Consider the following 26,179-nt stretch of genomic DNA (forward strand, 5'->3'; position numbering starts at 1 on the left):
AGAAATTAAAAATTATAAATTTATGTTGTTAAAAAGGAAATTTCATTCTTCCTCTTTTACCACCCATCATGCCCGGCATTTTTTTCATCATCTTTTTCGTCTGATCGAACTGTTTGATGAAACGGTTGACTTCTGCAATGTCAACGCCGGCACCTCTTGCCAGTCGCTTTTTACGACTCGGATTCATAAGTTTTGGATTGGCTCTCTCCTCCGGGGTCATCGAAAGGATGATTGCCTCGATGTGTGCCATCTTTTTATCATCAATAGCGCCCTCTAACTGTGAGACCTGAGCACTGTTCATGCCTGGGATCATCCCCGGCATCATACCAAGCACACTGCCGATACCGCCCATTTTCTTCATCTGCGCCATAGAGTCGAGATAATCATTGTAATCAAATTCTGCCTTGCGCATCTTGCGGGATAAGTCCTTTGCCTTTTCCTCATCAATGGATGCCTCTGCCTTTTCGATCAGAGAAAGCACATCACCCATGCCAAGGATACGGGATGCCATACGATCCGGATAAAACTGCTCCAGATCATCCAGTTTCTCTCCCATACCACAGAAAAGGATCGGCTTGCCTGTCACGGCACGAATGGAAAGTGCCGCACCACCTCTGGTATCACCATCTAACTTTGTAAGAACAACGCCATCAATACCGATCTTCTCATCGAAAGTACCTGCTACATTGACAGCATCCTGTCCGGTCATGGCATCGACAACCAAAAGCGTCTGTGCCACATCTACGGATTCCTTGATCTCTACCAACTCATCCATCATGCCCTCATCGATATGCAGTCGACCTGCAGTATCGAGGATCACAACATTAAAGCCGTTTTTCTTTGCATGCTCGATGGATGCCTTTGCGATATCTGCCGGCTTGTTCTTGTCTCCCATGGAAAATACCGGTACACCCTGCTTTTCCCCGTTGATCTGTAACTGGGTAATGGCAGCCGGACGATATACATCACAAGCAACCAAGAGCGGCTTCTTGCCTTTTTTCTTTACATGACCTGCTAACTTGGCAGTCGTAGTCGTTTTACCGGCGCCCTGCAGACCTACCATCATGATGACCGTAATCTGCTGTCCCGGACGATAAGCAATCTCCGTCGTCTCAGATCCCATCAGATTCGTAAGTTCTTCATTTACGATCTTGATGACCATCTGTCCCGGATTCAGACCGTTCATGACATCCGCACCGATCGCACGCTCCTGCACTGTCTTGACAAAGTTCTTTACGACTTTGAAATTGACATCTGCTTCTAAGAGTGCCATCTTGACTTCCTTAAGAGCAGCCTTGACATCTTCCTCGCTCAGACGTCCCTTACCACGAAGGTTCTTGAATACATTTTGTAGTTTGTCTGAAAGACTCTCAAATGCCATCTTATAACTCCTCTAGAATATCGTTGGATATGATTGTGATCTGTGCTAAGATCTCTTCCACAGAATGTTGATCGGTAGTGTGAACCAAAGTATCGATCGTCCTCACTTTGTCTCTGATATGAACAAACTTTTCAATCAGATGTAACTTGTCCTCATATTCTTCTAATGTTCGAGTGGATCGCTTGATCACATCATGCACCGCCTGACGACTGATGCCTCGATCGGCTGCGATCTCTCCCAAAGACAGGTCATTTAGTACGAAATCTTCATAGATGCTTCTCTGATGATCGTTTAAAAGTTCACCATAGAAATCATAAAGATCTCCCTGCTCAATCTTATCGTTCATATCATCACCTCGTATAATATACTATAGCCAAAAGCAGGTGTCAAGTATTTTTTCTTGACACCTGCTTGTACTTTTTATATTTTGCTCTTACAAACTCGTTCTCACAATCTTTGGCTGATAATCGCCCTTTTCAAGGGCATCTAAAATCTGGTTCTTATGATCTGTGCCAAATGCCTCCAAGGTGATGCGAAGTTCTACGGCTGCGTTACGGTTGGTCGTTACAAACTGGTTATGCTCCAATTTGATGACATTGCCCTGTACCCCTGCGATCGTCTCTGCGACTCTTGCAAGTTCTCCCGGCTTGTCCGGAAGCAGTACGGATACAGTAAAGATACGGTCTCTAAAGATCAAGCCCTGCTGAACGACAGATGACATGGTGATGACATCCATATTACCGCCACTAAGGATAGAAACCACACGCTTGCCTTTGACATTTAATTTGTTTAAGGCTGCCACGGTAAGCAGTCCGGAATTTTCTACGACCATCTTGTGGTTTTCTACCATATCCAGAAAGGCTGCGATCAGTTCATCATCCTCAACTGTGATGATATCATCCAAATTTTCCGGATATATGGGAAAATATTGCTTCCCGGTGTCTTTACAGCTGTACCATCTGCGATCGTATTGACCGTCGGAAGGGTTGTAACTTTTCCGTTTTTGATGGATGCCTGCATGCAATTTGCCCCTGCCGGCTCTACACCGATCACCTTGATCTTTGGATTTAAAAGTTTTGCCAGTGTTGATACACCGGTAGCAAGTCCGCCGCCACCGATCGGAACCAGGATATATTCTACCAGCGGTAACTCCTTAAAAATCTCCATAGCGATCGTACCCTGTCCTGTTGCAACTGCCAGATCATCAAAAGGATGGATAAAGGTATATCCATGCTCATCTGCCAGTTCGTAAGCCTTTGCGCATGCCTCATCATAGACATCGCCATAAAGGACAACTTCTGCCCCTAAATTCTTGGTACGGTTTACCTTGATGAGCGGTGTTGTGGTCGGCATAACGATCGTTGCCTTTGCTCCAAATTTCTTTGCGGCATATGCAACACCCTGCGCATGGTTACCTGCGGACGCTGTGATCAGTCCCTTCTTTCTTTCCTCTGCTGTCAGTGTGCTGATCTTATAATAAGCGCCTCTTACCTTATAAGCCCCGGTCAACTGCATATTTTCCGGTTTCAGATAAATGCTGTTACCACACTTTTCACTCAGAAAATCACTGTAGATCAACTTTGTCTCCAAAGTAACTTCGCTGACGATCTTACTTGCTTCTTCAAACTTGTCTAATGTCAACATCTTTTTCTCCTTTACTGTTCTTCTGTATAAAACAATGCATTCACAAATTCTTCTGCATTAAACTTCTCTAAATCCTCAATCGACTCACCGACACCGATATACTTGACCGGTATGCCAAGTTCTGCCTGGATCGCCACCGCGATACCACCCTTGGCTGTACCGTCCAACTTGGTAAGCACGATACCGCTTAGATCAGTGACCTCCGAAAACTCCTTTGCCTGATTGAGCGCATTTTGTCCGGTCGTACCATCTAAGACAACCAAAGTCTCCCGATAAGCCTCCGGGAACTCGCGGTCAACGATATTGTTGATCTTCCGCAGTTCTTCCATGAGATTTTTCTTATTATGAAGTCTGCCTGCGGTATCGATCAGAAGCACATCACACCCTCTTGCCTTTGCCGCAGATACAGCATCATAGACAACGGAGGCCGGATCAGAGCCTTCCTGTCCGCCGATCATATCCACCTGGGAACGGTTTGCCCATTCTTTCAACTGCTGACCTGCCGCCGCACGGAAAGTGTCCGCTGCTGCCAGAAGAACCTTTTTATTCTGTGCGCGCAACTTGGCTGCCAATTTACCGATCGTGGTCGTCTTGCCCACACCATTGACACCGACCACCAAAACGACCGATGTACGGTTTTCAAATTCATATGCCGCCTCACCGATATCCATCTGCTGTCGGATGCTCTCTATAAGCAGTTCCTTACACTCTGCCGGCTCTTTGATCTTTTGTTCTTTGACCTTGCGCTTTAAATCTTCTAAGATATTTTCCGTTGTGGTAACACCAATATCACCCATGATCAGGATCTCTTCGAGTTCCTCATAAAACTCATCATCAATATTGGTAAAGCCCCGGAAAATATAGTCCATGTTTTTGACAAAATTATCTCTGGTCTTTGTAAGTCCTGCCAGTAATCGTTTGAAAAATCCGCCTTCTGCCATTTTTTCTCTCCTTATGCATCCAAATCATTTTCGATCAGGTTGACGGATACCAGTGCAGATACACCCTTTTCCTGCATGGTAATACCATAGAGTCTGTCTGCCGCATTCATCGTACCTCTTCTATGTGTAATGATAATAAACTGCGTGTTCTTCGTCAACTTATGTAAATAATTTGCAAAACGTCCTACATTCGAGTCATCCAGTGCCGCCTCGATCTCGTCCAAGAGACAGAATGGTGACGGTTTTAAGTTCTGGATGGCAAAAAGAAGCGCGATCGCCGTCAGTGACTTCTCTCCACCGGATAACTGCATCATATTCTGCAGTTTCTTGCCTGGCGGTTGTGCGATGATACGGATGCCAGTCTCAAGGATATCCTCACCCTCGACCAATTCCAGTGTACCCTTGCCTCCGCCAAAGAGTTCTTTAAATGCCTTATCAAACTCTCTTTGGATATCGGCAAAACCTTCCGTGAACTGTTTGCGCATACCCTCGTCCAGATCGTCGATAATACCCATCAAAGTCTGTTCTGCCTCAACCAGATCGTCATGCTGTCCCTTTAAAAAATTGTATCGTTCTGATACTTCCTTATATTCCTCGATCGCATTGACATTAACATTTCCCATGCGACGGATCTCATCCTTGACACCGGATGTTGCCCTTCGCATCTCATCCAAATTATCATATTCCGGATCGCGGAGTTTTTCTGCCCCACGCTGGGTCAGTTCATATTCTTCCCACATATAGGTGTTCTGATAATTGATGGCTTCTTCCAACTTTTCACGCTGTGAATTCAAGCGGTAGATTTCTTTATCCAAAGCAGAAATGCGGTCTGCGATCTCTTCTCTCTGTCCGAAAAATCCCTTGTATTCCTGGTTCATAGCATCCTTTTGTTCCAAGGCTTCTTTCAGACGTTTTTCCAGTGTTGCGAAGTTGTCATCGCTGGCGATCATGGTCTTTTTGATTTCTTCAATATCGCCGCGTTTTTTATTGGCATCTTCCTTGCCATTTTGGGCTTCTTCTACCAGACGAACGATATCGGCTTCCTTCTTCTCGATCTCGCTTGCGACACGCTGGCAGTTTTCCATGACAAAAGTAACTTTTTGTCTGGCACTGGCTTCTTCGATCTGTGCCTCGGAAACATTGCGGGCTGCCGATGTCTCCATATAGGTCTTTTCATCCAAAAGTTTCTGATATTCCTCGGTCTGCTCTTTTAAGGATTGTTCCTTTTGGGCAGTTTCGCTACGCTCGCGCTCGATCTCTTTCTTGCCGGCAGCGATGTCACGCAACTGACGCTCCATCTCCTCGCTCTCGGTATTCAGACTGGAGAAAGCATTCTGGCTTTCGGACTTCTGCTCCTGCACACGCTGCAAATGGATCTGCGCCGTGTTGCAGGCAAGTGCATTTTTCTCCGTCTCGCTGCGGTTTTCTTCGCGGTCTGCCTCCAAGAGCGCCTGTGCGGTCTCAATCTCTGCGATGCGGGCCTTTGCTGCCTTTTTTTCATCCCGCAGGATGCCAGTTTCTTTTCCAGATCATCAATCTCACGGTTTCTTCCTAAGAGATTGCTGTTGTTCTTGAAACGTCCACCGGAAAGAGATCCGCCCGGACTGAAATACTCGCCTTCGAGTGTAACGATATGTAAAGAATAATGATTCTTCTTTGCCAATGCGATACCATGATCGACCGTATCGACCACGATCACACGTCCCAACAGATAAGAAAGAACATTGGCATACTCTGCATCTGCCTCCACCAATTCGTTGGCAAGCCCCAGCACACCCGTATCGGATAAAATGCTCTTATCCTTGGCAAAGCCCTTGCCGGAAACGCTGGTCAGTGGCAGGAAAGTCGCACGTCCCAGACGATTTTCTTTCAGATAAGTGATCATCTTTTTGGCGGTTGCCTCATCCTTGGTCACGATATTTTGGATATTACCGCTAAGTGCCGTCTCAATGGCAATCTCATACTTTTTCTCTACATGGATCAGATCGGAAACAACACCAATGATGCCCGGATTGCTGTCCTTTTGCTCCATGACCTTGCGGATACTGTTGCCGTAGCCGTCATAGCGCTCGGCAATATTCTTTAAAGCCTCCAACTTGGAAGATAATTTATTATAGTCATCCTGACTGCTTGTCAGACGGTTCTGGGCTTCCCTGCGCTTGTTCTTCCACTCAACCGCCTTATGTCCGTATTCTTCTTCCTTATGCTTGCTGGCATCTAAGGCAGACTTGGCGTCTTCATATTCCTTCTGGCAACACTTTAGTCTTTCATTCAGATCTTCTTCCTCTGTCTTACGCTGTAAGAGGCGCTGGTTGAGTTGTGCCTTGCGGATATTGATCTGCTCCAACATGGTATCCAGACGCTGCTCTTTGGATTGGATGGTTCCCTTGCTATTTAAAAGTTCCATCATAGCCTGATTGTTCTGCTCGATCCCATCCGTGTATTTCTTGATGTCTGCCTGCAAGTCATCATTGAACTTACGCACAGAAGCAAGACGTCTTTCTACTTCTTCCAACTGCTCCTGCAACTGGGCTTTTTCAGTCTCGTAGGCATCTTTTTGACGGATATATTCTTTCTTTTCCGCCTCTAAGGCACCCTTTCTTTCCGAAAGATTCTCATCAGCACTCTCCGCAAAACGGATCTGTTCTTCCAAAATGCGGATCTGGTTTTCCAGTTTGCCCTTCATAAGCGTTGTATTGCTCTGTTCCTCACGGATACCCTGAATCTGCTCATCCATGGCATTTAATCCTTCTTCCAGAGATGCATACTGGTCTTTGATCTTTTCCTGCTTGTCCTTATTTTCCGTCATCTGCGTTTCGGCGATCTGATAATTTTTCTCGATCTCGGAAAGACGACGGTTCATATCTTGAATCTCAAGCAAAAACATATTGACTTCTAAGGTCTTTAACTCCTCTTTTTCTTTAAGAAAAGTTTAGCATTCTCTGCCTGACGCTCCAAGGGTCCTACCTGACGCTCCAATTCGGATAAAATATCATTGACACGCACCAGATTTTCCCGCTCATGTTCCAGTTTTTTGACTGTTGCGGCTTTGCGCTTTTTAAACTTAACAATGCCGACCGCCTCATCAAAAAGTTCACGGCGTTCCTCCGGCTTGCCACTCAGGATCCTCTCGATCTGTCCCTGACCAATGATGGAATAACCTTCCTTACCGATACCGGTATCATAGAAAAGTTCATTGACATCTTTCAGACGGCAAGGCGAACCGTTGAGCAGATATTCACTCTCACCCGAACGGTAGACACGTCTGGCGATCGTCACTTCCTCATAATCAATCGGAAGCAGATGATCCGAGTTGTCCATCGTGATCGCTACATAAGCGTAACTGAGCGGCTTACGGTTCTCTGTTCCTGCAAAGATAACGTCCTGCATGCTCGCACCACGCAACTGCTTGGCACTTTGTTCACCAAGTACCCAGCGGACCGCATCGGAAACATTACTCTTTCCACTGCCATTCGGTCCTACAATGCCGGTGATGCCGTTATGAAAATCAAATACGATCTTATTTGCGAAGGACTTGAATCCATACATTTCAATGCTTTTTAAATACATATTCTTCCCCAAAAACTTTCTATTTGTTCTGACTCTCCTGCTGCTTTAAATACAAGAGTCCATGATAAGCGGCTTCCTGCTCGGCTGCCTTTTTCGTACCGCCGCTGCCATCGCCCAATTTGTGATCTCCCACCGTCACATCCACATGGAATACTTTGGCGTGATCCGGTCCGCTCTCTCCCAGAAGATGATAGGTCACATTCTGGTGGAACTTTGCCTGACACACTTCCTGTAAAATGGTCTTGCTGTCATAAAACATGCGCTTGTGCTCAATGTCCGTCATGATATAACGGAGCACAAAGGCTTTGGCAGCGTCAAAACCGCCATCCAAAAAGATAGCACCGATCACTGCCTCCAAGGCATCTGACAAGACCGATTTGCGGGTCCTGCCCCCTGTCATGTCCTCTCCTTTGCCCAGATAGATATAAGATCCCAGATCGATCTCTTTTGTACAATAGGCAAGAGTCGGTTCACAGACCATACTTGCACGAAGTCTCGTAAGATCTCCTTCCGGCAGATCCCTGTAATTCAAAAACAAAAATTCACTGGAAACAGCCTCAAGCACAGCATCGCCCAAAAATTCCAACCGTTCGTTGTCGGATAACTTTTTCATATGCTTTTCATTCGCATAAGAACTGTGGGTCAGTGCCTGGCGCAATAAACTTTCGTTTTCAAACTCATATCCTATTACTTCCTGAAACTCTTTGATTGTCTTCACTTTTTTCTCCTTAACAGAGCAAAAGCCCTTGAACCAAGGGCTTTTGTCATCTAACATTCTGTTCGATTAACCAACCGTCTTTTTGATCAATTCTACAGCATCGCCAACGGTCACGATCTTTTCAGCCTCTTCTACATTCACTTCAATGTCAAGTTCTTCTTCAATTCCCATAATAATCTGGAAAACATCAAGTGAATCTGCTCCAAGATCATCCACAAATGTGGTATCCATTGTGATCTCTGCCTGATCTACATTCAAGACCTCGGCAATGACCTTTCTCAGCATTTCTAATTCCATCTCGAATTACCTCCTCTATTCTGTCTTATCTCCCACGCAAATGTTTGCTTGTATTTTACCACTAATATCCTGTTCTTTAAAGGACACACATTGAATAATTGAATTTTTGATCTCTTTTGCCTTGGAACTGCCGTGGGTCTTAACGACCAGCCCCTTCAAACCCAAAAGCGGTGCTCCGCCATATGCGGATGCATCAAATGCCTTCAAGGTGTTCTTCAAAGCCGGCAAAGCCAGTGCCGCTCCGATCTTGCTCCTTAAGGTACTCATCAAACCTGTCTTTATAACACCGATCAGTGTCGAACTGAGTCCCTCGTATAATTTCAAGATCACATTGCCCACAAATGCCTCACAGACAATGACATCCGCCTGTCCCGACGGAATATCTCTCGCCTCAATACTTCCTATAAAATTGATGTCCTTACATTCTTTTAATAAAGGATAGGTCTCCTTGACTAAAGCATTTCCTTTTTCTTCCTCAGCGCCAATATTGACAATGGCAACTTTCGGATTCGGGATACCTACGACATGCTCCATGTAGATCGATCCCATACGCGCAAACTGTACCAGATGGGAAGATCTCGCATCCACATTGGCTCCACAATCGATCAGAAGCGATACGCCTTTCTTGGTCGGTATCAATGGTGCCAAAGGTGCACGTTCTACGCCCTTGATCTTACCAACGATCACTTGTCCGCCCACTAAGACCGCCCCGGAACTGCCTGCGGAAACAAAGCCATCCGCCTTGCCTTCCTTGACCAGTTTTAATGCCACAACGATCGATGAATCTTTCTTTTTGCGTATTGCCATAACCGGTGGTTCTGCTGTCTCGATAACCTGACTTGCCGGAACGACCTCGATGCGGTCTGTCGGATAGGTGTATTTGGTCAGTTCTGCCTGAACCACATCTGCAAGCCCCACCAAAAGGACTTTGATGTCTTCCCGCTCCTTGACTGCCTCTACACATCCCTTGACGATCTCTACCGGCGCGTTATCACCACCCATAGCATCTACTGCTACGACTTTTATATTATCCATGATACGCCTTCCTCCTATGCATAAAAATGCATCATAAGAAAAATATACTATAAGTGTACCTATAAATCAACACCAAATCTCCCCAGAAAAAGAGCAAAAAAATAAGGCTTTCCGAAATTGGAAAGCTCCTGTTTCATCTTAGTCCTGAGCGATGATCTCTTTCTTATTGTAGGAACCGCAGTTCTTACAAACTCTATGTGGAACCATTAACTCTCCACACTTGCTACATTTTACTAATGTAGGAGCTGTCATCTTCCAGTTTGCTCTTCTCTTATCTCTTCTACCCTTAGAAGACTTATTCTTTGGACAAATTGACATATCGGGTCACACCTCCTTAAATTCATTAAAGATATCTTGGAACTTTGCCATTCTTGGATCTATTACCTGACGATCACATCCGCAGTCCTGCTGGTTCAAATTCTGACCACACACCGGGCAAATACCCTTGCAATCATCCTTACACAAGACTTTTGTCGGCCAGTTCACCAAGATTTCGTCATAAATCAGTCTGTCAACATCTAACTCATGTTCCTCCAGAAAGGTATTTTCCTCGTCCTCTGCAAATTGCACATGACCATCTGCAAGCATAACCTTGCGATCAATGGCAACCTGGAGTGTAACATCGACATCCGACAGACATCGATCACACGGAACTACCACATCCAGAGTAGTGTCACCTGAAATCAATAATTGCTTATTGTTATCATTTGTCAGACATATACTGAATGGCTTAATGTCGGTAATAGGAAATCTTCCTCCGCTCACAGAAACTTCTGACATCTCTGTTGTAACAGGTATCTCCCGTTTCTTATCGGCTGTAGAAATGACATCTAAAATATCAAACTTCATAGTCTCTCCTATTCACACTCAAACTATTATACATAGATGTCAGGCGCTTGTCAACAACTTTTTCGCCCTATTTCTTATTTTACAAGTGCTACCGTTTCTCTTGCAATAGCAAGTTCTTCGTTGGTAGGGATCACGCATACCTTAACCTTGCTGTCCGGTGTAGATAATGTAACTTCATCACCGAAAGTCTTAAGGTTGGTCTCCTCATCAATAGCGATACCAAGATAACCTAAGTATTCGCATACCTTGCGGCGGACAAGTGCAACATTTTCACCGATACCGGCGGTAAATGCGATGGCATCCACACCATTCATGGCTGCTACATAAGAACCGATGTATTTTGCTACACGATAACAGAATACTTCAACAGCGTCTGCTGCCAACTGGTTGCCAGCCTTGATCTCAGCCTGCAGATCACGGAAGTCGCTGGATCCGCCCTTTGTCATACCGGAAAGACCGGACTTCTTATTTAATACAGTAACCATCTCTTCGATGTTTAAGTTTTCTTTCTTTGCGATGAACTCCATGATTGCCGGATCAATATCACCAGAACGGGTTCCCATGACAAGACCTTCAAGCGGGGTCAGTCCCATGGAAGTGTCTACACACTCGCCGTTTAAAACAGCACTGATAGATGCGCCGTTTCCAAGGTGTGCTACGATGATCTTGGAATTTTTCAGATCCATGTCTAAGTACTCTGCACATCTCTTAGATACGAAACTATGGCTGGTTCCGTGGAAACCATAACGTCTTACTGCATACTTCTCATAATATTCATATGGAAGTCCGTACAGATAAGCCTTTCTCGGCATGGTCTGATGGAAAGCAGTATCAAAAACACCTACCATAGGTACGTTTGGCATAAGTTCCTTGCAGGCATTGATACCGATCAGGTTTGCCGGATTATGCAGCGGTGCAAGATCATTACACTCTTCGATGGTCTTTAATACTTCATCGGTAAGTACAACGGAAGATGCGAACTTTTCTCCGCCATGTACGACACGGTGTCCAACGGCATCAATCTCCTCCAGGCTCTTGATCGCGCCTGTCTTGTCGTTGATAAGTGCCTCGATCACAAGTTGGATTGCCTGCTTATGTGTTGGCATATCTGTCTCAGTGATCTCCTTATCCAGACCGGTCTTCTGATATACAAGTCTGCCGTCAATACCGATACGTTCACAAAGTCCCTTTGCAAGTACAGATTCGCTTTCAGAATCAATGAGCTGATACTTCAAAGAAGAACTTCCACAGTTGATAACTAAAATATTCATCGTTTATCTCTCCATTTCTTATTTCCTTTTCTTAGGACAAGCCCAAACTTAAATCTATTATACTATCAAATATTTTTTGGTACAAGATACCAGTATGGATTTATTTAAGTTCAATCTGCATGGCAGAATATGATTTGTCGCTTGTCGCCCGATCACCTTTATGCTATCGTTTTAATATCAATATTGCATTTATCTTCAAGGAGACCATACATGAAAGTCGTAGGCATCATTGCAGAATACAATCCATTCCATAAAGGACATGCATACCAGATCCGCTATGCCAAAGAAAGGCTCGGCGCAGACTATGTGATCGTTGCTATGAGCGGTCCTTTTACCCAGCGTGGCACGCCGGCACTTTTTGACAAGTACAGCCGGGCAGGCCATGCCCTTGCCTGCGGTGCCGACCTGGTCTTGGAACTTCCGGTCGTCTATGCGACCGCCAGTGCCCAGATCTTTGCTACCGGCGGTGTGGCTCTTTTGCAAAATGCAGGGCTGGTGGATACCCTCTTATTCGGCAGCGAATGTCCTGATCTTGCGGCTTTAAAAAATATTGCAGACAGGCTATCTGAAGAATCCCCTGCCTATCAGGCGCTCCTGCGCCAGGCTTTGCAGGAGGGATCCTCCTATGCCGCTGCCCGCGCAAAAGCCATAGAAAATCCTGCCTATGCCGAGATCTTAGCCCAGCCCAACAATATCTTAGCCATAGAATATCTAGGGGCTCTCTCCCGCTTAGATTCTTCCATGACACCCCTTTGTCTGCAAAGACAGGGTGCCGGCTATCACGAAACCTCTCTGGATGAGGACATGGCATCTGCTCCGGCCTCCGGCATTTTCTGGCAGACCATCCGCAGATGAGCGACCAGGAACTTGCCCTGCTTTTAGACCAGATTCCGGAAGCCTTGCATGCTTCTGTGAAAGAATTGATCCATGACGGACAATTTCTTTTTGCAGATGACACTTCGCTTCTGTTGCACTATGCATTGACGGAAACGCAGGACTTTACAGAGATCGCCGATTCTAATTTTGATATTTCGAATAAAATCTTGCAGAATCGACATTTATTTGCAAGTTTTCATTCTTTCTGTCAACTGTTAAAATCCAAAGATCTTGCCTATAGCAGGATCTCCCGCGTTTTATGCCATATTCTTTTGGATATAAAAAAGCAGGATATGCTCCTGCCAAACGATACTTGCCCTCTCGATGCAAAAGAACTGGCGCCATATCTACGCATCTTAGGTTTTTCAGATAATGGTCGTCCTTTATTAAAACAGATCAAAAAAACGGAACTGTTCCTCTAATCACAAGCCCCCAGAATGCCAAGGGACTCCTCTCACCGGAGGCCATGCACCTTTTGGATAAGGACATCTTTGCATCGGATGTTTATCGCATGATGCTTTCCAATAAGACCGGACAGTTTTTTCCAAACGAATATACCAGAAAGTTTTCATAAAAAGGGGACACTCCTTATGGCAAAAGGAACGTCCCCACTGAAAAATTTCTGATTAGTGATGGAAAAGACGGATGCCGGTAAACGCCATCGTCATACCATATTTGTTACAGGTTGCGATCACATGATCATCGCGGATAGATCCGCCCGGCTGTGCAACATATGCCACACCGCTCTTATGGGCTCTTTCGATATTATCCCCAAATGGGAAGAAGGCGTCGGATCCTAAAGCAACGCCTGTGTTCTTATCCAGCCATGCTCTCTTTTCTTCTCTGGTAAAGACCTCCGGTTTTACCTTAAAGATCTTTTCCCATTCGCCATCCGCAAGCACATCCATATAATCCTCGCCGATATACAGATCAATGGCATTATCTCTATCTGCACGACGGATACCGTCTACAAATTGCAGTCCCAGCACCTGTGGAGACTGGCGCAGCCACCAGTTGTCTGCCTTGCTTCCTGCCAGACGTGTGCAGTGGATACGTGACTGCTGACCGGCTCCGATACCGATTGCCTGCCCGTCCTTTGCGTAGCATACAGAGTTGGACTGCGTGTATTTCAAAGTGATCATGGCAAGTGCCAGATCGATCTTTGCCTGCTCCGGAAGTTCCTTATTTTCGGTCACGATATTGGAGAAGAAATCGTCATCAATGACCAGTTCATTTCTTCCCTGCTCAAACGTAATGCCAAAGACTTCTTTTCTCTCGATCTTCTTTGGCTCATAATCCGGGTCGATCTCGATCACATTATAATTGCCCTTTTTCTTTTGCTTTAAGATCTCCAACGCCTCATCCGTATAGCCCGGTGCGATGACACCGTCAGACACCTCTCGTTTGATCAAAAGTGCGGTTGCCTTGTCACATACATCGGACAATGAAATAAAATCACCGAAAGATGACATACGGTCAGCCCCTCTGGCTCTGGCATAGGCATTGGCAAGCGGGGTAAATTCCATATCCATATCGTCTACCCAGTAGATTTTTCGCTCTACGTCAGAAAGCGGCAGTCCTACGGCTGCGCCCGCCGGAGAAACATGTTTAAAAGATGTTGCTGCAGCAAGACCTGTTGCACGCTTTAATTCTCTGACTAACTGCCAGCCATTAAAAGCATCTAAGAAATTGATATATCCCGGCTTACCGCAAAGCACCTTGATCGGCAGTTCGCCCTCTTCCATATAGATACGTGATGGTTTCTGATTTGGATTGCATCCATATTTTAATTCTAATTCCTGCATATTTTCGTCCCCTTTATATAATCAATACTATCTACTTGTTCTTGTTGATGATCTTTGACTCATATTTTCCTGTTGCAATATCGATATAACGAACAAACAGAGAAACTTTATTGTCCTCATTTAAAGACTTCCAGATCTTGTCTGCAAAAGCATCCATATCGTCTTCGATGGCAACCAGTTTCGGCTCTCCTTCAAAACTCGGAAGTGGATTGCCGTCACACTTGTAAGTATGGATAAAATGTCCCTCGCCTGCGACCGGATTTTCATAGGCAAAGGTATAACGATTACAGGCATCCGGATTGCCATTGTTACTCTTTAAAATAGACATGGCGTAATTGTATTTTCCGTCCTTGATATGCATGATACCTGAAATTCTAGGAGTGTAGTTTGGTCCGTCCGGCTCAAATTCTCTGGTACGCAGGGACTGCTCAAATGTCATCTGCTTGTCCATGAGTTCATAGATCGTATCTGTCTGGTCGCCATTGGTAACGATGGTCTTGTTGCCAAGCACGCGGACAGGCGCATAGATGATCAGGCTTGGATCACTCAACTTGGATGGATCAAATGCCTGTGTGCGAATGCCTTCTCCGTCCTCTACAAATACACGATTACGGCTGTTCTCACTTCTGCCCATGATAAAATAGGCGGTCACTGCCTTCGTGCCATCCGGTGTCTTACCGATCACGATACCTCTGCCCGGGTAGGCATTTGACTGTAATTCCGCTTCTAATGATAACATTTCCATGAAATAACCTCCTAAAATTTTCTAGTCTATGCTATATGGCTTGTTACATAAGATGATTATAACGTATCGCGCCGTTTTTTACTATGCGCTTTTCCTAATGTGATTGATTAGTCTGTCTTATCACACGTCTTTCATTTATAAGTATCAGTGGAATTTCCTATTACATAAAAAATAGAGCCAGTCCCCTTCCGGAGTCCGGCTCTATCATCAATCATATTAAATATAAGAACTATAGGTCGACATAAGGTCATTCATGGAAATGGCACCCGTTCTGGTATAAGAACCGCCGGAAGCCTGTGAAAGTACACTGCTTCTGACCATAGAAGCCTTTGCAGAAATCTGATAGCCATAGCCGCCGGATGTCTGGAATAAAGACTTGGCAACCGTCACATCTGACTTTTTAAAAGTCGCCTCATCCACAGACAAATGCCCATTGCTGCCTACACTGATACCAATGCTCTTTAAGATAGAAGAATTGGCAGAAGTCAATCCCTCCATGCCGGATACCGCAGAGCGTACACCGGAAAGACTGGCACCGTCGCCACTATCGATCATGTCATTGTAGGCATCAGCAAACTTCTTGACCGCTGAGTAAATCTTGTCTGTATCATAACCATAGGTGGTCTTGCCATCCGCATCCTTTTGTTCAACCTTGCTGAATAAGGAATCGGTTCCCTTTTTCAAAAGTGTATTCGCCGCATCCGACAGTTCGGTAGCATCGCTTTTCCACTCTGCCATCTGCTTGTCCGTCGTCTGTAACTTGTCCTTATCGGTCGTTGTCGTTGTATCTGTTCCGTTCTTTGGTGTGTAATAAGAGCGAAGCAGTTTGAAATAAGATCCTGATTGGATACTATTGTATTCCCCTAAAAGACTGGTCATAGAGGAAAGAGATGATCCACCACTGCTGCTCGAACTGTTCAAACTGGAGAACAATGTGCTGATACTGGAAGAATCATATCCTGATACGGTAAGTCCCATTTTCATCACTCCTTTGATAAAAAACATCCATGTACGTTACTTACTTATATACTTATTTTCGGCAAAAAGGCTTGCTTTCATAACCTTTTTCACCTAATCCTATACAGATTATACAATATTTTCGATCTGCCAGTCAATAGGGGCTGCACCATGCGCCTCCAAGAAGGCATTGGTCTGGGAAAAATGCTTACATCCAAAGAAGCCCCGATAAGCCGAAAGCGGACTCGGATGTGGAGCCTCCAGGATCAAATGATTGGGATTTGGCGTCAGAAGTTTCTTTTTCATCTGCGCCGGTCTGCCCCAGAGCAGGAAAACGACCGGCTGCTCCTGCTTATCTACAATGCGGATCACCGCATCCGTAAACTCCTCCCAGCCAATATTCTGATGGGAATTTGCCTGATGCGCCCGCACGGTAAGTACAGTATTTAAAAGAAGAACGCCTTGCTCTGCCCATTTAACCAAGTATCCGTTATTTGGAATATAGCATCCCAGATCATCCTGTAATTCTTTGTAGATATTGACAAGGGATGGTGGAATCTCTACCTCCGGTCGTACGGAAAAGCATAAGCCATGCGCCTGATTATAGTTATGATAAGGATCCTGTCCTAAGATCACGACCTTGACATCTGAAAGCGGTGTCAGATGAAAGGCATTGAAAATATCGTCCGCCGGTGGGAATACCGGTCCTCTTTGGTATTCTGCCAGAACCGTCTCATATAGTTTTTTGTAGTAAGGTTTACAAAATTCCTGACTGAGCGGTGCCAGCCAATCATTTGAAATTGCAGGCATATGCCATCTCTCCTTTATCTTCTGACAGATATGCCTTTTTCTGCCAGATATGCTTTTAGATCCATGATCTCTAATTCTTTGTAATGAAATAAGGATGCCGCCAGAGCCGCATCTGCTTTTCCCTCTGTCAAAGCATCGTAAAAATGTTCCTTGGTGCCCGCTCCACCCGAAGCGATCACCGGAATAGAAACCGCCTCAGCAATGCTTCTGGTGAGTGCAATGTCATAACCGGACTTGGTGCCGTCACAGTCCATGCTGGTAAGAAGAATCTCTCCCGCCCCCAAGCTTCTGCCTTTTTTGCCCATGCTACAGCATCCAGACCGACATCAATACGACCACCATTTTTATATACATTCCAGCCACTGCCGTCTGCACGCTTTCTGGCATCGATGGCAACGACTACACATTGGCTGCCAAACTTGTCTGCCGCTTCCGAGATAAGTTCCGGACGGTTTAGGGCAGAAGAATTGATCGATATCTTATCTGCGCCCTCCCGAAGCAGAACGCGGAAATCTTCTACGCTGCGGATCCCGCCGCCTACCGTAAAAGGGATAAAGACATTGGCTGCCACCTTGCGCACCATATCTACCACCGTAGCCCGGTGATCGCTGGAAGCCGTAATATCCAAAAAGACCACTTCATCCGCCCCTGCCTTATCATAGGCAGCCGCGATCTCCACCGGATCTCCGGCATCTTTTAAATCTACAAAATTAACACCCTTGACCACTCTGCCGTCCTTGACGTCCAGACATGGTATGATTCGTTTGGTAAACATATATCCTCACGCTTCCTATCTCTTATAAATCCGCAAAATTCTGTAAGATCGCCAGTCCGACTTCCCCGCTTTTCTCCGGGTGGAACTGACAGGCAAACACATTGTCCTTTTCCACCGATGCATGGATCTGCACACCATACTGGCAGGTTGCTTTTACGATGGAAGGATCTTCTGCCTGAAGATAATAAGAGTGAACAAAATAAACATAAGCCCCCTCTGAAATACCGGAAAAGAGTCTTCCCTCTGATGGAAAATCCAGAGAATTCCACCCGATATGTGGAATCTTCAGTCCCTCTGTTTCCGGGATCCGCAGGCACTGTCCCTTTAAAATGCCAAGTCCCTCAACGCCCTCTGTCTCCTGACTTGCTTCAAACAAAAGCTGCAGTCCCAGACATATACCAAGAAATGGCTTCTTCTCGGCAACGACTTCCCGGATGGCACGATCTAATTCGTATTTCTTGAGGTGCGCCATCGCATCGCCAAAGGAACCCACACCCGGCAGGATGACCTTATCCGCCCGCAGGATCTCATGGAAATCCCTTGTCAGAATGGTTTCCTGTCCCAGATGGTTCAAGGCTTTTTCTACACTTTTGATATTGCCGGCATCATAATCGAGTATTGCTATCATATCCTGTCCTTTTCCTCTTAGTCGTCTAAATGCAAGGATGCAATGATCTCATCAATGCGGAGCGAATAATCCTCGCGGTTCAACTGATACATAGCGACCGCATCCTCGCTTGATACGCCATATTGATCCTGCAAAAGTTCTGCTAATGCATCTCCCAACTTGGTGTATTCATCCTCGATACCAAGTTCTTTTGCCTCGTCTAAATTCTCCTCATATCTGGCAACACCTATTACCAGAGAATCCAATGCCAACTCATACTTCTGTCTTTTTACAAAGACCTGATATTCCTGATCCCGTTTTTGCAGATCACCCAAAAGTCTCGCTTTCTTGAAAAGATCCTCATCTGCTTCTTTTAGATCCATACCCATCAGATCTTCATAGGAAGTAAAGTAATCTCCTGCATTATATGCGGTTCTCGCATCACTTAAGGATAATTTATATCCCATCATATGCTGCGCGAGTGTGATCAGCGCAACGATAGAGACCGCCAGTACCAGGAAGATGACAATGACCTTGGCTGGGATCTTAGGAGAATTGTCCGGTTCCTTTGGTGACTTCGGTGGTTTTTCCTTCTTTACTTTTACCTTCTTTTCTTTTGGCTCTTTCGTTTTTTTCTCTTTTTTCGGCTTCTTTTCCTTTTTTGCCTTTTTGGATTTCTGTTCAGCCTCAGAAAGTTCTTTCAAGATATCCAGATTTTCCTGATTCAGATCCTCCTGCGGTGCCTGAGAGATATCTAAGACCTGATCTTCCTCTTTATCCTTTTTGCTAAAGATGGATTTGATCTTATCGATCAAGGCTCCCAAACCCTTTTTGACCGGTGCCCCGTCTCCTTCTGCCGGACTGCCTTCGGGGTCCGCATCCGCAGAAGGGTCTGTCTGTTCTGCCAACTGTTCAAAGGTCTCCTGGCTTCTTCTAAAGGCTGATCCTCGCCGTCTGCCTGTAACAAAGCGCCTATATCATCCAGATCTTCATCCCCGGACAAAAGTCCCATGAGATCCATATCTTCATCGTTTTCGTCCAATAAAGACGGTTCTTCTGCATCTGCTGCCTCGGCATCGTTCATTTGTAGATACTTTGCCAGTAGGTCCTCGCCCGCTTCACCGATCGACTCCTCCGCATCCGGTTCTTCCTTATCCTCGGCAAATTCCGCATCCATCTCATCTTCGCCATAGCCATCCAGCGCCGGCAGGTCATCATCGCCCTGTTCGATCTGCTCTTTTGCCTTGTTGACGACTTCTTCGATATTATCCAGAAAAGATGCCGTATCATCTGCAGGTCTGTCTTCGTCGGATGTCTGCACATCAGATGCCTGATCCTCGGCTGGTCCTTCTACCGTATCTTCCTCGGTTACAGTTTCCTCCGGCACTGAGATTTCTTCTTCCGGCGTCTCTTCTAACGATGCTTCCTCTTGGAAGGACTTTTCGTATTCCAGTTCATCCTGTGCGATCTCATCTTCAAATTCGCGTATAAAGTCATCCGACTGATCAAGATCCTCGCCCAGTTCTTCCTCGAACATCTTGAGAAAATCATCTTCTGACAATGCCTTGCGCAGATTTTCATGGCTGGTCGGTTCCGGCTTATAATCACGGATCCCGCTGGCTTCCATAAAATCATCATCCGGCTTTATTCTGTTTCTCTGTTCCTGTTTTTCTCTCAGGATTGCTTCCGTCTGCTTTTGGGCATCCGTGACATCCTTGCGCACGGTCTGTACCGAATTCAACAGACTATCCAAGTAATCTTCTGAATTAGCCAAATTGTTACCTCCAAAATGGTTATTTACATACAGATAAGGGATGTGTCAAAAGCACATCCCTCTTCTAAACCTTATATTATTTGCGGTTTGCTTCGTATTTCTCGATCAATCCATCAATGGCTGAAACCAACTTACCGATCTCCGGCTTTGTCAACTGTGCATCCGCTCCAAGGGATTCTCCTTTAAGTCTGATCTCTTCATTGATCAGAGATGAGAAGATAACCACCGGAATCTTCTTCATGACATCATTTTCCTTAACCAGTTTGGTCAGGCGGTGTCCATCCATCAGTGGCATCTCGATATCTGTAATGATACAGTGAACATCATCTAAGACTGTGCCACGCTCATTCATCTCACACAACTTGTCCCATGCTTCCTGACCATTCATATTGACGATCAGATTGGTGTAGCCTGCCTTGCGCAGACATTCGCAGATCAACTTGCTCAAGAGTGGAGAATCTTCTGCAATGAGAATCGGAGAAGAACTACGGTCTCTCTCCTCATAATTATCCATATCTGAAACCTTAAGTCCGGTCTCCGGATTGATGTCAGATACGATCTTCTCAAAGTCTAAGATCACGACCAACTTGTCATCCAACTTGACAACACCGGTAGATACGGCAGAATCATCTGCACTGATAGTCGCATCCGGCTTGATAATATTTTCCCAGGATACTCTGTGGATACCAAGTACCTCATCTACATGGAATGCTGTGTTTAACTTGTTGAAGTTGGTGATGATAAATAATCCGTCTGTCTCAGCCGGCTCAGTAATATTCAAGCATCTGCGAAGGTTAATGACAGAAATCATCGTATCTCTCGGCATAAAAATACCTTCTACGCACGGATGTGAATTTGGAAGTGGAGTGACCGGTTGATACAATAAGATCTCACGGATCTTGGCTACGTTGATACCATAGTGATTATCCGCTACCTTAAACTCCAAAATCTCCAATTCGTTTGTCCCTGACTCAAGTAAAATATTAGTGTCCATACCTTTTTCCTCCCAAATGCCTACTAGGCAATGTATGCTAATTGTTTAAATCAATCGTGTTCGTCTGTCCATCCTTGGTAACCAGCAGTTGAAGCGTATCAATGGACTCTAACTCGGTCTGGCTGACCTGAAAAAGAAGTACCGTATCCTGCGTCGCCTGTGCTTCCAAAGATTTGTTGTAATAGGTAGAAAGATCTGCCATAGAAAGTGTCGTGATACCATCGATCGCCGTCCCGTCATTGATCTTGACCTGATAAGTGACCGGCTGGTTGATCAGATCGACCGTCACAGCCTGATCTGTCGTATTTGCCACCTGCACATGTAAGATCAGATAAGAATAGCCCTCTCCCGCATCCGGTATGGCAACATCTGTCGATTCATATGAGGAAGATATATCATATCCCTGGTATGAAAAACTGATCCCGGATATACCAATAACATCCGACAATGTCATCTGCGTTTTCTCCTGTTGCGTCTCATCCACCGGTGCATCGTCTGATTGTCCCACGTCGGTATCCTTTTGCTTGTCCTTATGCTCATCCGATACATAAGAGTAACCTGTGTCCTGTGCACGGTTGTACTTGGAAACCATCTTGGCGGCATAAAGCACGACCTGATTTTCCTCATCATCGGTCATGACATATAATTTTCCGCACCCGGTCATGCATAAGCAGAAACACAACATCAACCCGCAAAGAACCTGTTTCTTGTATTTCATATTGCGCTCCTTGCACATGATATTGTTCTATATATACTATCATGTTATCATTCTTATTGGCAATATTCAACAAAAATTTGTCCTTTTTCTGAAATCAGCACTCGACTTCAAACCAGAATTCTACGCCATTTTCATGATTTTGCACACCATATTCCTGCCCCATGCTCTCCATGATCGCCTTGACGATGGAAAGCCCGATTCCGGTGCCGCCATATTCTCTGGTACGCGCCTTATCCACCTTGTAAAACTTGTCCCAGATATGTTCCATGCTATCCTGCGGGATCGGGTCACCCGTATTAAATACGCTGACGCGCAGTACATGCTCTTTCTTTGTCAGTTTGATATCGATCTTCTTTTCATTTTTGGCATAATGAATGGCATTGCTGAGATAATTGCTGACGACCTGTTCCACCGAATATTCATCGGCATAGACAAAGATCTCCTGATCGTGTGCAAAAGACAGGCTGATGTCATTCTGCTGCAAGAGGATCTTCATGGACTGGATCATGCCTTCCAGCAAGGCAACGATGTCGAAATGATCGTACTCCATCTCGTTATTGCCGGTCTCGATCTGGTTGAGGGAGATCATGGACAAGACCATACGGTTCATTTTCTTGGCTTCATCAATAATAACATCACAGTAAAACTCACGGCTTTCCTCATCATCCGTAATACCCTCTGCCAACCCTTCCGCATAGCCCTGGATCAAAGCGATCGGCGTTTTCAGTTCGTGTGAAACATTGGAGATAAACTCCTGCTGCCGTTTCTGATTTTCCTCTTTTAAGGCAATATCTGCCTGCAATTCATGGTTTGCCTGCTTTAATTCCACGATCGTCTCTTCCAGCGTTTCGGACAGTTCGTTCATGTGCTCACCTAAAACATCCACCTCGTTGCGCTTTTTCTGACTGTGATATTTGGCTTGAAAATCCAGACCGATCATGCGCTTGGAAAGGTCTGTTAAGGCAAGAATCGGCTTGGTGATCCTTCTCGTCAAAAAGAAAGTCGCTAAAATACTCAGCGTCAGTGCCAGAATACCGATCCAGATCAAAAAGCGGTTGGTCAGGTTGGTACTTTCACGGATACCCTCGATCGCAGAACGGAGCATGATGATATTGCCGTTGTCAAGTGTTCCCCAAAGGACAAGGTATTCTTCGCCCAGCCGGTGATCCATCTGCTGTTTGATGACATAGTTGTCACCACTTCTTTCTGCCCCCGAACTGCCCTGCATCTGTTTTCCAAACATGGCGTAATACAACTGGGAGTTCATGTCCTCCGTGTCATGTGCCGTCGTCAAAAGGACATTTGCCGCCGAATCTACAACGACAACGGAAATACTGTAATTAGCATGTGCCTTTTCCAATTCATCCAGAAATTCCCCGTCATCAAAACTGCCTGCGACTGCCGCCCGATTGACCAAATCAAAGGTCGAGATCATGGCTTCTTCCTTTTCGTGCTGATAAAAATAGCCCAAAAAGCAGAAATTGATGATGAGCGGTGCCACGATCGTCAAGGCGATGATGGTTATGTAAATGCCCGCCATCTGGCGGTTGATGCTCTGTACTTTATTCTTCGACTTCAAACTTATACCCCATTCCCCAAATGGTCTTGATATAATTGCCCTTGTCGCCTAATTTAGCCCGCAGTTTCTTAACATGGGTATCGATGGTTCTGGCATCCCCAAAATAATCATAATTCCACACGCCATTTAAGATCCGGTCTCTCGACAAGGCGATTCCCGCATTTTGCATAAAATAGGTCAGCAGTTCAAATTCCTTTACGCTTAGGATGATCTCCTGTCCGTCAATGGTAACGATATGTGCCTTGCGGTCAATGACAATACCACCTGCTTCCAAGAGGTCTTTGTTGCCGTCATCTGCATCCGATGTCCTGCGGATAATGGCATTGACATGTGCCACCAAGATCTTTGGACTGAAGGGCTTTGGAATATATTCATCCGCGCCATATTCATAACCGTTTAGAATGTCATTTTCTTCACTTTTTGCGGTCAGCATGACGATCGGGATCTGGGAGGTCTCTCTGACTTCCTTACATACCATAAATCCATCCACGCCCGGCATCATCACATCCAATATCATGAGGGAAAGATCTTTTTCCCGGTAAAAGATATCCAGTGCCTGCTCACCATCTGCGGCTTCCAATACCTCATATCCCTCACGCACCAGATAATCTGATACCAGTTTGCGCAATCTCGCCTCGTCATCTGCGATCAATATCTTCTTTCCAGCCATCTTACACTACACCCTTTCTGCTACTGTTTTCTCTCATGCTACACATATATTATGTCAAAATTGTGACCTTATCGTCTCCAAGTCCCTATTGGTTCAACTTCTGCTCTCTTTCGTTTAACTCCTGTTCCCTGGCATCCAGTTCTTCTTCCCATGACGCATACTTGTCTACGATCTTTTCTTCATAATTCAAGATCGTCGGATTCTGGCTGGTCGCATTGATGGCAAACATGCCAATGATAATAAGGAGCATGGTAATACATGCGATCAGAAGTAGTCGGGATAATTTCTTATATCGTTTCAAAGCCACCGTCATTTTTTCTGGCGTCAGATCTTCTATTTTCTCTTTTTGCTTTTTTTCCTTACGAGAAGCCTTTTCTACTTTTTCTTCTTTTGTCTGCCTGGTCGGGCGGGATGCACTCTTTCCCCCGGCTCTTTTTTCTTCTGCTCCTGGCTTAGGCGCCGGCTTTGCCCCTTCTTTCTTTTCTGCAGGCCTTTTGGGTGCCGGTGCTTCTTCTTCCTTGATCAGTAACCGCTCGGTCTGTGGCTTTGGCGGAAGGCTTGGAACCGGCGGCAGATCTGCCGCATCAATTTCCGGAAGGGCAAGCAGTTGTTTTCTCATGTCTTCCAAAAATCCCAGCCCGAGTTTTGTATGAAAGAGATCTTTTTTTACCATCTGCTGATAGGCTGCTAATACTGCCTTGGGATCTTCGTTATCGATCTGCTTCATAATATAGGAGATCGCCTGGACTTCCTTTTGTGCCTCTCTTGCATCTTCTTCTGTTTCAAATGAAAAATCACCGATCACGTATGCCATACCATTTCTCCTTTTAGGTAAATCTCTTTTCCACCAGATCATAGGCGGACAAATAATCTTCGCTGTCTATCTTTCGCTCTACTTCCTGTAAAAGCCCCACAAAACCGCCGGACGCCTCCAGTGGCTGAAGTATCTTTAACATTTCCTGTCCATCCAGCCCGTATGCTGCATCTTCCAACTGCGTCAGAAGTTCTTTTTTCTCTGCTTCGGATAAGTTGACAGATGCACTTTCTTCGTTTTCCGCTCCCACATCTTTTCGAGGGGAAAGCGGCATATCAAAATATGCCTGTATGCTATGAATATCCCGGATAAAAAACTGCATCATTTTTTCGTGGTGTGACAGGATATAAGGGATGTCGCCTTCTTTTCCGGCGGCTTCCAAAGCCTTTGCCTCCTCTGACAGTTCCATAGCACCGATCGCCTTCATGGAACTCTTGATTCCATGTACCTCGATCCTGTAATTGTCCCAATCCTGCTTGGCAAAAAGTTCCTCTATCCGCACCCAGTTGTGTTTTCCCCGCAAAGCATAGTCTTTTAAGATCTTATGGTAGATCTCATCATTGCCGCAATAGAGCCGTCCAACGGATGCATCCAGCGTAGGCAGGACATCCTCTTTTTCAGGCAGAGGACTGACAATGGCATCTGCCAGTTCCAGACTGCTAAAAGGAACATAGAGAGCGATCTGATTCGTGCGTTCTTCTATCCTGTGTCCCTGCCGGCAAAAGACGATCAGACGCACATGCTCCGGCAGATGGGAAAAGTATGCCTGATGCACCTCATACTGCGCCATGGATAACATAAGACAGACTTCTCTTTTCTTTTGCAGTTCTGCCTGCAAATGCTGTATGGTGCCACAGAGAACAAAAGGCAGTCCCATTTGCTTGGCCAGATGCTCCTGGGTGATCAGATATGCCTGTCGCTCCCCCGCATCCGTATTTTGTTGTCTTTCATAATAACCGATCAGTTGGCAGGGTTCTTTACAGGTGACAAGCGGACCTTCTTCTACAAGTAATTGAGGGAGAACCAATGTCTCGGTTCTCCCCATCATTTCATGCGGTGCCTGCCCCTGATCCCGAACAGGATGTGTCTGTATCAGTACTAACAGATTACCTGTCGGAAGGCTTCTTTCATAAGTCAGACGTATGACCAAAAGTCTGGTCTTGCCATAACTTAAGACCTCTTGTATCTTTTGTAAAATCTCCTGCTGCGTCGTTTGCAGATCCCCTGTCAGTCTTTTGGGCACATTGACATCACAGTCGATGACCATGCTCATAGGTTCTTTTTCATAGGTCTCGTGCAAAAACGCCATCAAATGATCGATCAGATCATTTTCTGTGTAGGATTCCATC

24 protein-coding genes and 3 pseudogenes are annotated in these 26,179 nt (G+C 45.5%); 2 read left to right on the forward strand and 25 right to left on the reverse strand.

Going from position 1 to position 26,179, the window contains the following annotated elements; translation table 11 throughout:
- Positions 1-28: 28 nt before the first annotated feature.
- The 11 genes and pseudogenes from ffh to DW996_RS03365 all read right to left on the reverse strand — a co-directional run bounded on the left by ffh (position 29) and on the right by DW996_RS03365 (position 11,706).
- Entirely contained in the window at positions 29-1,381 is a 1,353-nt protein-coding gene (gene ffh / locus DW996_RS03315; RefSeq protein ID WP_118534842.1) for a signal recognition particle protein, read from the reverse strand.
- Between the two features lies 1 nt (position 1,382).
- A complete protein-coding gene (gene ylxM, locus DW996_RS03320; protein ID WP_118281310.1) occupies positions 1,383-1,727 on the reverse strand; it encodes a YlxM family DNA-binding protein in 345 nt (114 codons plus the stop codon).
- An 87-nt stretch (positions 1,728-1,814) separates the two neighbouring features.
- Positions 1,815-3,025 (reverse strand): annotated as a pseudogene (gene ilvA / locus DW996_RS14740) (threonine ammonia-lyase).
- 11 nt (positions 3,026-3,036) lie between these two features.
- A complete protein-coding gene (gene ftsY, locus DW996_RS03330) occupies positions 3,037-3,966 on the reverse strand; it encodes a signal recognition particle-docking protein FtsY (protein WP_118534843.1) in 930 nt (309 codons plus the stop codon).
- 11 nt (positions 3,967-3,977) lie between these two features.
- Positions 3,978-7,536 (reverse strand): annotated as a pseudogene (smc, locus tag DW996_RS15005) (chromosome segregation protein SMC).
- Positions 7,537-7,555: 19 nt separating this feature from the next.
- Positions 7,556-8,254: a ribonuclease III gene (rnc, locus tag DW996_RS03340; protein WP_118534844.1), complete on the reverse strand. Its 699-nt coding sequence runs from the start codon at positions 8,252-8,254 to the stop codon at positions 7,556-7,558.
- Positions 8,255-8,320: 66 nt separating this feature from the next.
- Positions 8,321-8,551, reverse strand: coding sequence for an acyl carrier protein (gene acpP / locus DW996_RS03345; protein ID WP_118281315.1), 231 nt, complete (start codon positions 8,549-8,551; stop codon positions 8,321-8,323).
- Between the two features lie 15 nt (positions 8,552-8,566).
- Positions 8,567-9,586 carry a phosphate acyltransferase PlsX gene (gene plsX / locus DW996_RS03350; protein ID WP_118281316.1) on the reverse strand — a complete coding sequence of 340 codons (1,020 nt, stop codon included), beginning with the start codon at positions 9,584-9,586 and terminating at the stop codon, positions 8,567-8,569.
- A gap of 138 nt (positions 9,587-9,724) precedes the next feature.
- Complete coding sequence (rpmF, locus tag DW996_RS03355) at positions 9,725-9,904, reverse strand: 50S ribosomal protein L32 (RefSeq protein WP_118281317.1); 180 nt, start codon at positions 9,902-9,904, stop codon at positions 9,725-9,727.
- A 6-nt stretch (positions 9,905-9,910) separates the two neighbouring features.
- Complete coding sequence (locus DW996_RS03360; protein ID WP_118534845.1) at positions 9,911-10,435, reverse strand: YceD family protein; 525 nt, start codon at positions 10,433-10,435, stop codon at positions 9,911-9,913.
- 74 nt (positions 10,436-10,509) lie between these two features.
- Complete coding sequence (locus DW996_RS03365; RefSeq protein ID WP_118281319.1) at positions 10,510-11,706, reverse strand: acetate kinase; 1,197 nt, start codon at positions 11,704-11,706, stop codon at positions 10,510-10,512.
- 210 nt (positions 11,707-11,916) lie between these two features.
- Here DW996_RS03365 and DW996_RS03370 point away from each other — a divergent pair, with 210 nt between their 5' ends.
- Both DW996_RS03370 and DW996_RS03375 read left to right on the forward strand, forming a co-directional pair.
- Positions 11,917-12,561, forward strand: coding sequence for a tRNA(Met) cytidine acetate ligase (locus tag DW996_RS03370; protein WP_158575174.1), 645 nt, complete (start codon positions 11,917-11,919; stop codon positions 12,559-12,561).
- On the forward strand, positions 12,558-13,004 hold the full coding sequence (locus DW996_RS03375) for a nucleotidyltransferase family protein (protein ID WP_118534847.1): 447 nt from the start codon (positions 12,558-12,560) through the stop codon (positions 13,002-13,004). The genes DW996_RS03370 and DW996_RS03375 overlap by 4 nt, the downstream gene beginning before the upstream one ends.
- Before the next feature lie 204 nt (positions 13,005-13,208).
- On the opposite strand, the gene DW996_RS03385 is transcribed toward DW996_RS03375, so the two are convergent.
- The 14 genes and pseudogenes from DW996_RS03385 to DW996_RS03450 all read right to left on the reverse strand — a co-directional run bounded on the left by DW996_RS03385 (position 13,209) and on the right by DW996_RS03450 (position 26,178).
- On the reverse strand, positions 13,209-14,387 hold the full coding sequence (locus DW996_RS03385) for a phosphoribosylaminoimidazolecarboxamide formyltransferase (RefSeq protein WP_118534849.1): 1,179 nt from the start codon (positions 14,385-14,387) through the stop codon (positions 13,209-13,211).
- 31 nt (positions 14,388-14,418) lie between these two features.
- Positions 14,419-15,132, reverse strand: a complete 714-nt coding sequence (locus DW996_RS03390) for an IMP cyclohydrolase (protein ID WP_118281322.1) — start codon at positions 15,130-15,132, stop codon at positions 14,419-14,421.
- A gap of 216 nt (positions 15,133-15,348) precedes the next feature.
- The gene (locus DW996_RS03395) at positions 15,349-16,110 is read right to left on the reverse strand and encodes a hypothetical protein (RefSeq protein ID WP_118534850.1); all 762 of its coding nucleotides are present in this window, start codon (positions 16,108-16,110) and stop codon (positions 15,349-15,351) included.
- A gap of 108 nt (positions 16,111-16,218) precedes the next feature.
- Entirely contained in the window at positions 16,219-16,899 is a 681-nt protein-coding gene (gene ung, locus DW996_RS03400; protein ID WP_118534851.1) for a uracil-DNA glycosylase, read from the reverse strand.
- A 14-nt stretch (positions 16,900-16,913) separates the two neighbouring features.
- Positions 16,914-17,674 (reverse strand): annotated as a pseudogene (gene hisF, locus DW996_RS03405) (imidazole glycerol phosphate synthase subunit HisF).
- Between the two features lie 22 nt (positions 17,675-17,696).
- Positions 17,697-18,302, reverse strand: a complete 606-nt coding sequence (gene hisH / locus DW996_RS03410) for an imidazole glycerol phosphate synthase subunit HisH (protein ID WP_118534852.1) — start codon at positions 18,300-18,302, stop codon at positions 17,697-17,699.
- Positions 18,303-18,319: 17 nt separating this feature from the next.
- On the reverse strand, positions 18,320-19,189 hold the full coding sequence (locus tag DW996_RS03415; protein ID WP_147403517.1) for a hypothetical protein: 870 nt from the start codon (positions 19,187-19,189) through the stop codon (positions 18,320-18,322).
- Entirely contained in the window at positions 19,093-20,055 is a 963-nt protein-coding gene (locus DW996_RS03420; RefSeq protein ID WP_118534854.1) for a hypothetical protein, read from the reverse strand. Before DW996_RS03420 ends, DW996_RS03415 begins: the two co-directional genes overlap by 97 nt.
- Positions 20,056-20,131: 76 nt before the next feature.
- A complete protein-coding gene (locus DW996_RS03425; RefSeq protein ID WP_118534855.1) occupies positions 20,132-21,049 on the reverse strand; it encodes a chemotaxis protein in 918 nt (305 codons plus the stop codon).
- Positions 21,050-21,086: 37 nt separating this feature from the next.
- The gene (locus DW996_RS03430) at positions 21,087-21,767 is read right to left on the reverse strand and encodes a hypothetical protein (RefSeq protein ID WP_118534856.1); all 681 of its coding nucleotides are present in this window, start codon (positions 21,765-21,767) and stop codon (positions 21,087-21,089) included.
- 94 nt (positions 21,768-21,861) lie between these two features.
- Entirely contained in the window at positions 21,862-23,346 is a 1,485-nt protein-coding gene (locus tag DW996_RS03435; protein WP_243098647.1) for a sensor histidine kinase, read from the reverse strand.
- Complete coding sequence (locus DW996_RS03440) at positions 23,330-24,016, reverse strand: response regulator transcription factor (protein WP_118281330.1); 687 nt, start codon at positions 24,014-24,016, stop codon at positions 23,330-23,332. Before DW996_RS03440 ends, DW996_RS03435 begins: the two co-directional genes overlap by 17 nt.
- An 85-nt stretch (positions 24,017-24,101) precedes the next feature.
- The gene (locus tag DW996_RS03445) at positions 24,102-24,830 is read right to left on the reverse strand and encodes a hypothetical protein (protein WP_118534857.1); all 729 of its coding nucleotides are present in this window, start codon (positions 24,828-24,830) and stop codon (positions 24,102-24,104) included.
- A gap of 13 nt (positions 24,831-24,843) precedes the next feature.
- Entirely contained in the window at positions 24,844-26,178 is a 1,335-nt protein-coding gene (locus tag DW996_RS03450) for an Hpt domain-containing protein (protein WP_118534858.1), read from the reverse strand.
- Position 26,179: the final 1 nt, after the last annotated feature.

The sequence above is a fragment of the Roseburia sp. AM51-8 genome (genome assembly GCF_003478275.1).
In the GTDB taxonomy this organism is placed as follows: domain Bacteria; phylum Bacillota; class Clostridia; order Lachnospirales; family Lachnospiraceae; genus Pararoseburia; species Pararoseburia lenta.

Bases quoted from the DNA above. Each gene is read 5' to 3' on its own strand.
- DW996_RS03395 (WP_118534850.1), bottom strand. From the start codon at position 16,110: ATGGGACTTACCGTATCAGGATATGATTCTTCCAGTATCAGCACATTG.
- DW996_RS03385 (WP_118534849.1), bottom strand. From the start codon at position 14,387: ATGCAGGAATTAGAATTAAAATATGGATGCAATCCAAATCAGAAACCA.
- DW996_RS03370 (WP_158575174.1), top strand. From the start codon at position 11,917: ATGAAAGTCGTAGGCATCATTGCAGAATACAATCCATTCCATAAAGGA.
- ung (WP_118534851.1), bottom strand. From the start codon at position 16,899: ATGCCTGCAATTTCAAATGATTGGCTGGCACCGCTCAGTCAGGAATTT.
- DW996_RS03430 (WP_118534856.1), bottom strand. From the start codon at position 21,767: ATGAAATACAAGAAACAGGTTCTTTGCGGGTTGATGTTGTGTTTCTGC.
- DW996_RS03360 (WP_118534845.1), bottom strand. From the start codon at position 10,435: ATGAAGTTTGATATTTTAGATGTCATTTCTACAGCCGATAAGAAACGG.
- ftsY (WP_118534843.1), bottom strand. From the start codon at position 3,966: ATGGCAGAAGGCGGATTTTTCAAACGATTACTGGCAGGACTTACAAAG.
- ylxM (WP_118281310.1), bottom strand. From the start codon at position 1,727: ATGAACGATAAGATTGAGCAGGGAGATCTTTATGATTTCTATGGTGAA.
- DW996_RS03450 (WP_118534858.1), bottom strand. From the start codon at position 26,178: ATGGAATCCTACACAGAAAATGATCTGATCGATCATTTGATGGCGTTT.
- DW996_RS03425 (WP_118534855.1), bottom strand. From the start codon at position 21,049: ATGGACACTAATATTTTACTTGAGTCAGGGACAAACGAATTGGAGATT.
- ffh (WP_118534842.1), bottom strand. From the start codon at position 1,381: ATGGCATTTGAGAGTCTTTCAGACAAACTACAAAATGTATTCAAGAAC.
- DW996_RS03365 (WP_118281319.1), bottom strand. From the start codon at position 11,706: ATGAATATTTTAGTTATCAACTGTGGAAGTTCTTCTTTGAAGTATCAG.
- DW996_RS03375 (WP_118534847.1), top strand. From the start codon at position 12,558: ATGAGCGACCAGGAACTTGCCCTGCTTTTAGACCAGATTCCGGAAGCC.
- DW996_RS03390 (WP_118281322.1), bottom strand. From the start codon at position 15,132: ATGGAAATGTTATCATTAGAAGCGGAATTACAGTCAAATGCCTACCCG.
- plsX (WP_118281316.1), bottom strand. From the start codon at position 9,586: ATGGATAATATAAAAGTCGTAGCAGTAGATGCTATGGGTGGTGATAAC.
- rpmF (WP_118281317.1), bottom strand. From the start codon at position 9,904: ATGTCAATTTGTCCAAAGAATAAGTCTTCTAAGGGTAGAAGAGATAAG.
- acpP (WP_118281315.1), bottom strand. From the start codon at position 8,551: ATGGAATTAGAAATGCTGAGAAAGGTCATTGCCGAGGTCTTGAATGTA.
- hisH (WP_118534852.1), bottom strand. From the start codon at position 18,302: ATGATAGCAATACTCGATTATGATGCCGGCAATATCAAAAGTGTAGAA.
- DW996_RS03440 (WP_118281330.1), bottom strand. From the start codon at position 24,016: ATGGCTGGAAAGAAGATATTGATCGCAGATGACGAGGCGAGATTGCGC.
- DW996_RS03445 (WP_118534857.1), bottom strand. From the start codon at position 24,830: ATGGCATACGTGATCGGTGATTTTTCATTTGAAACAGAAGAAGATGCA.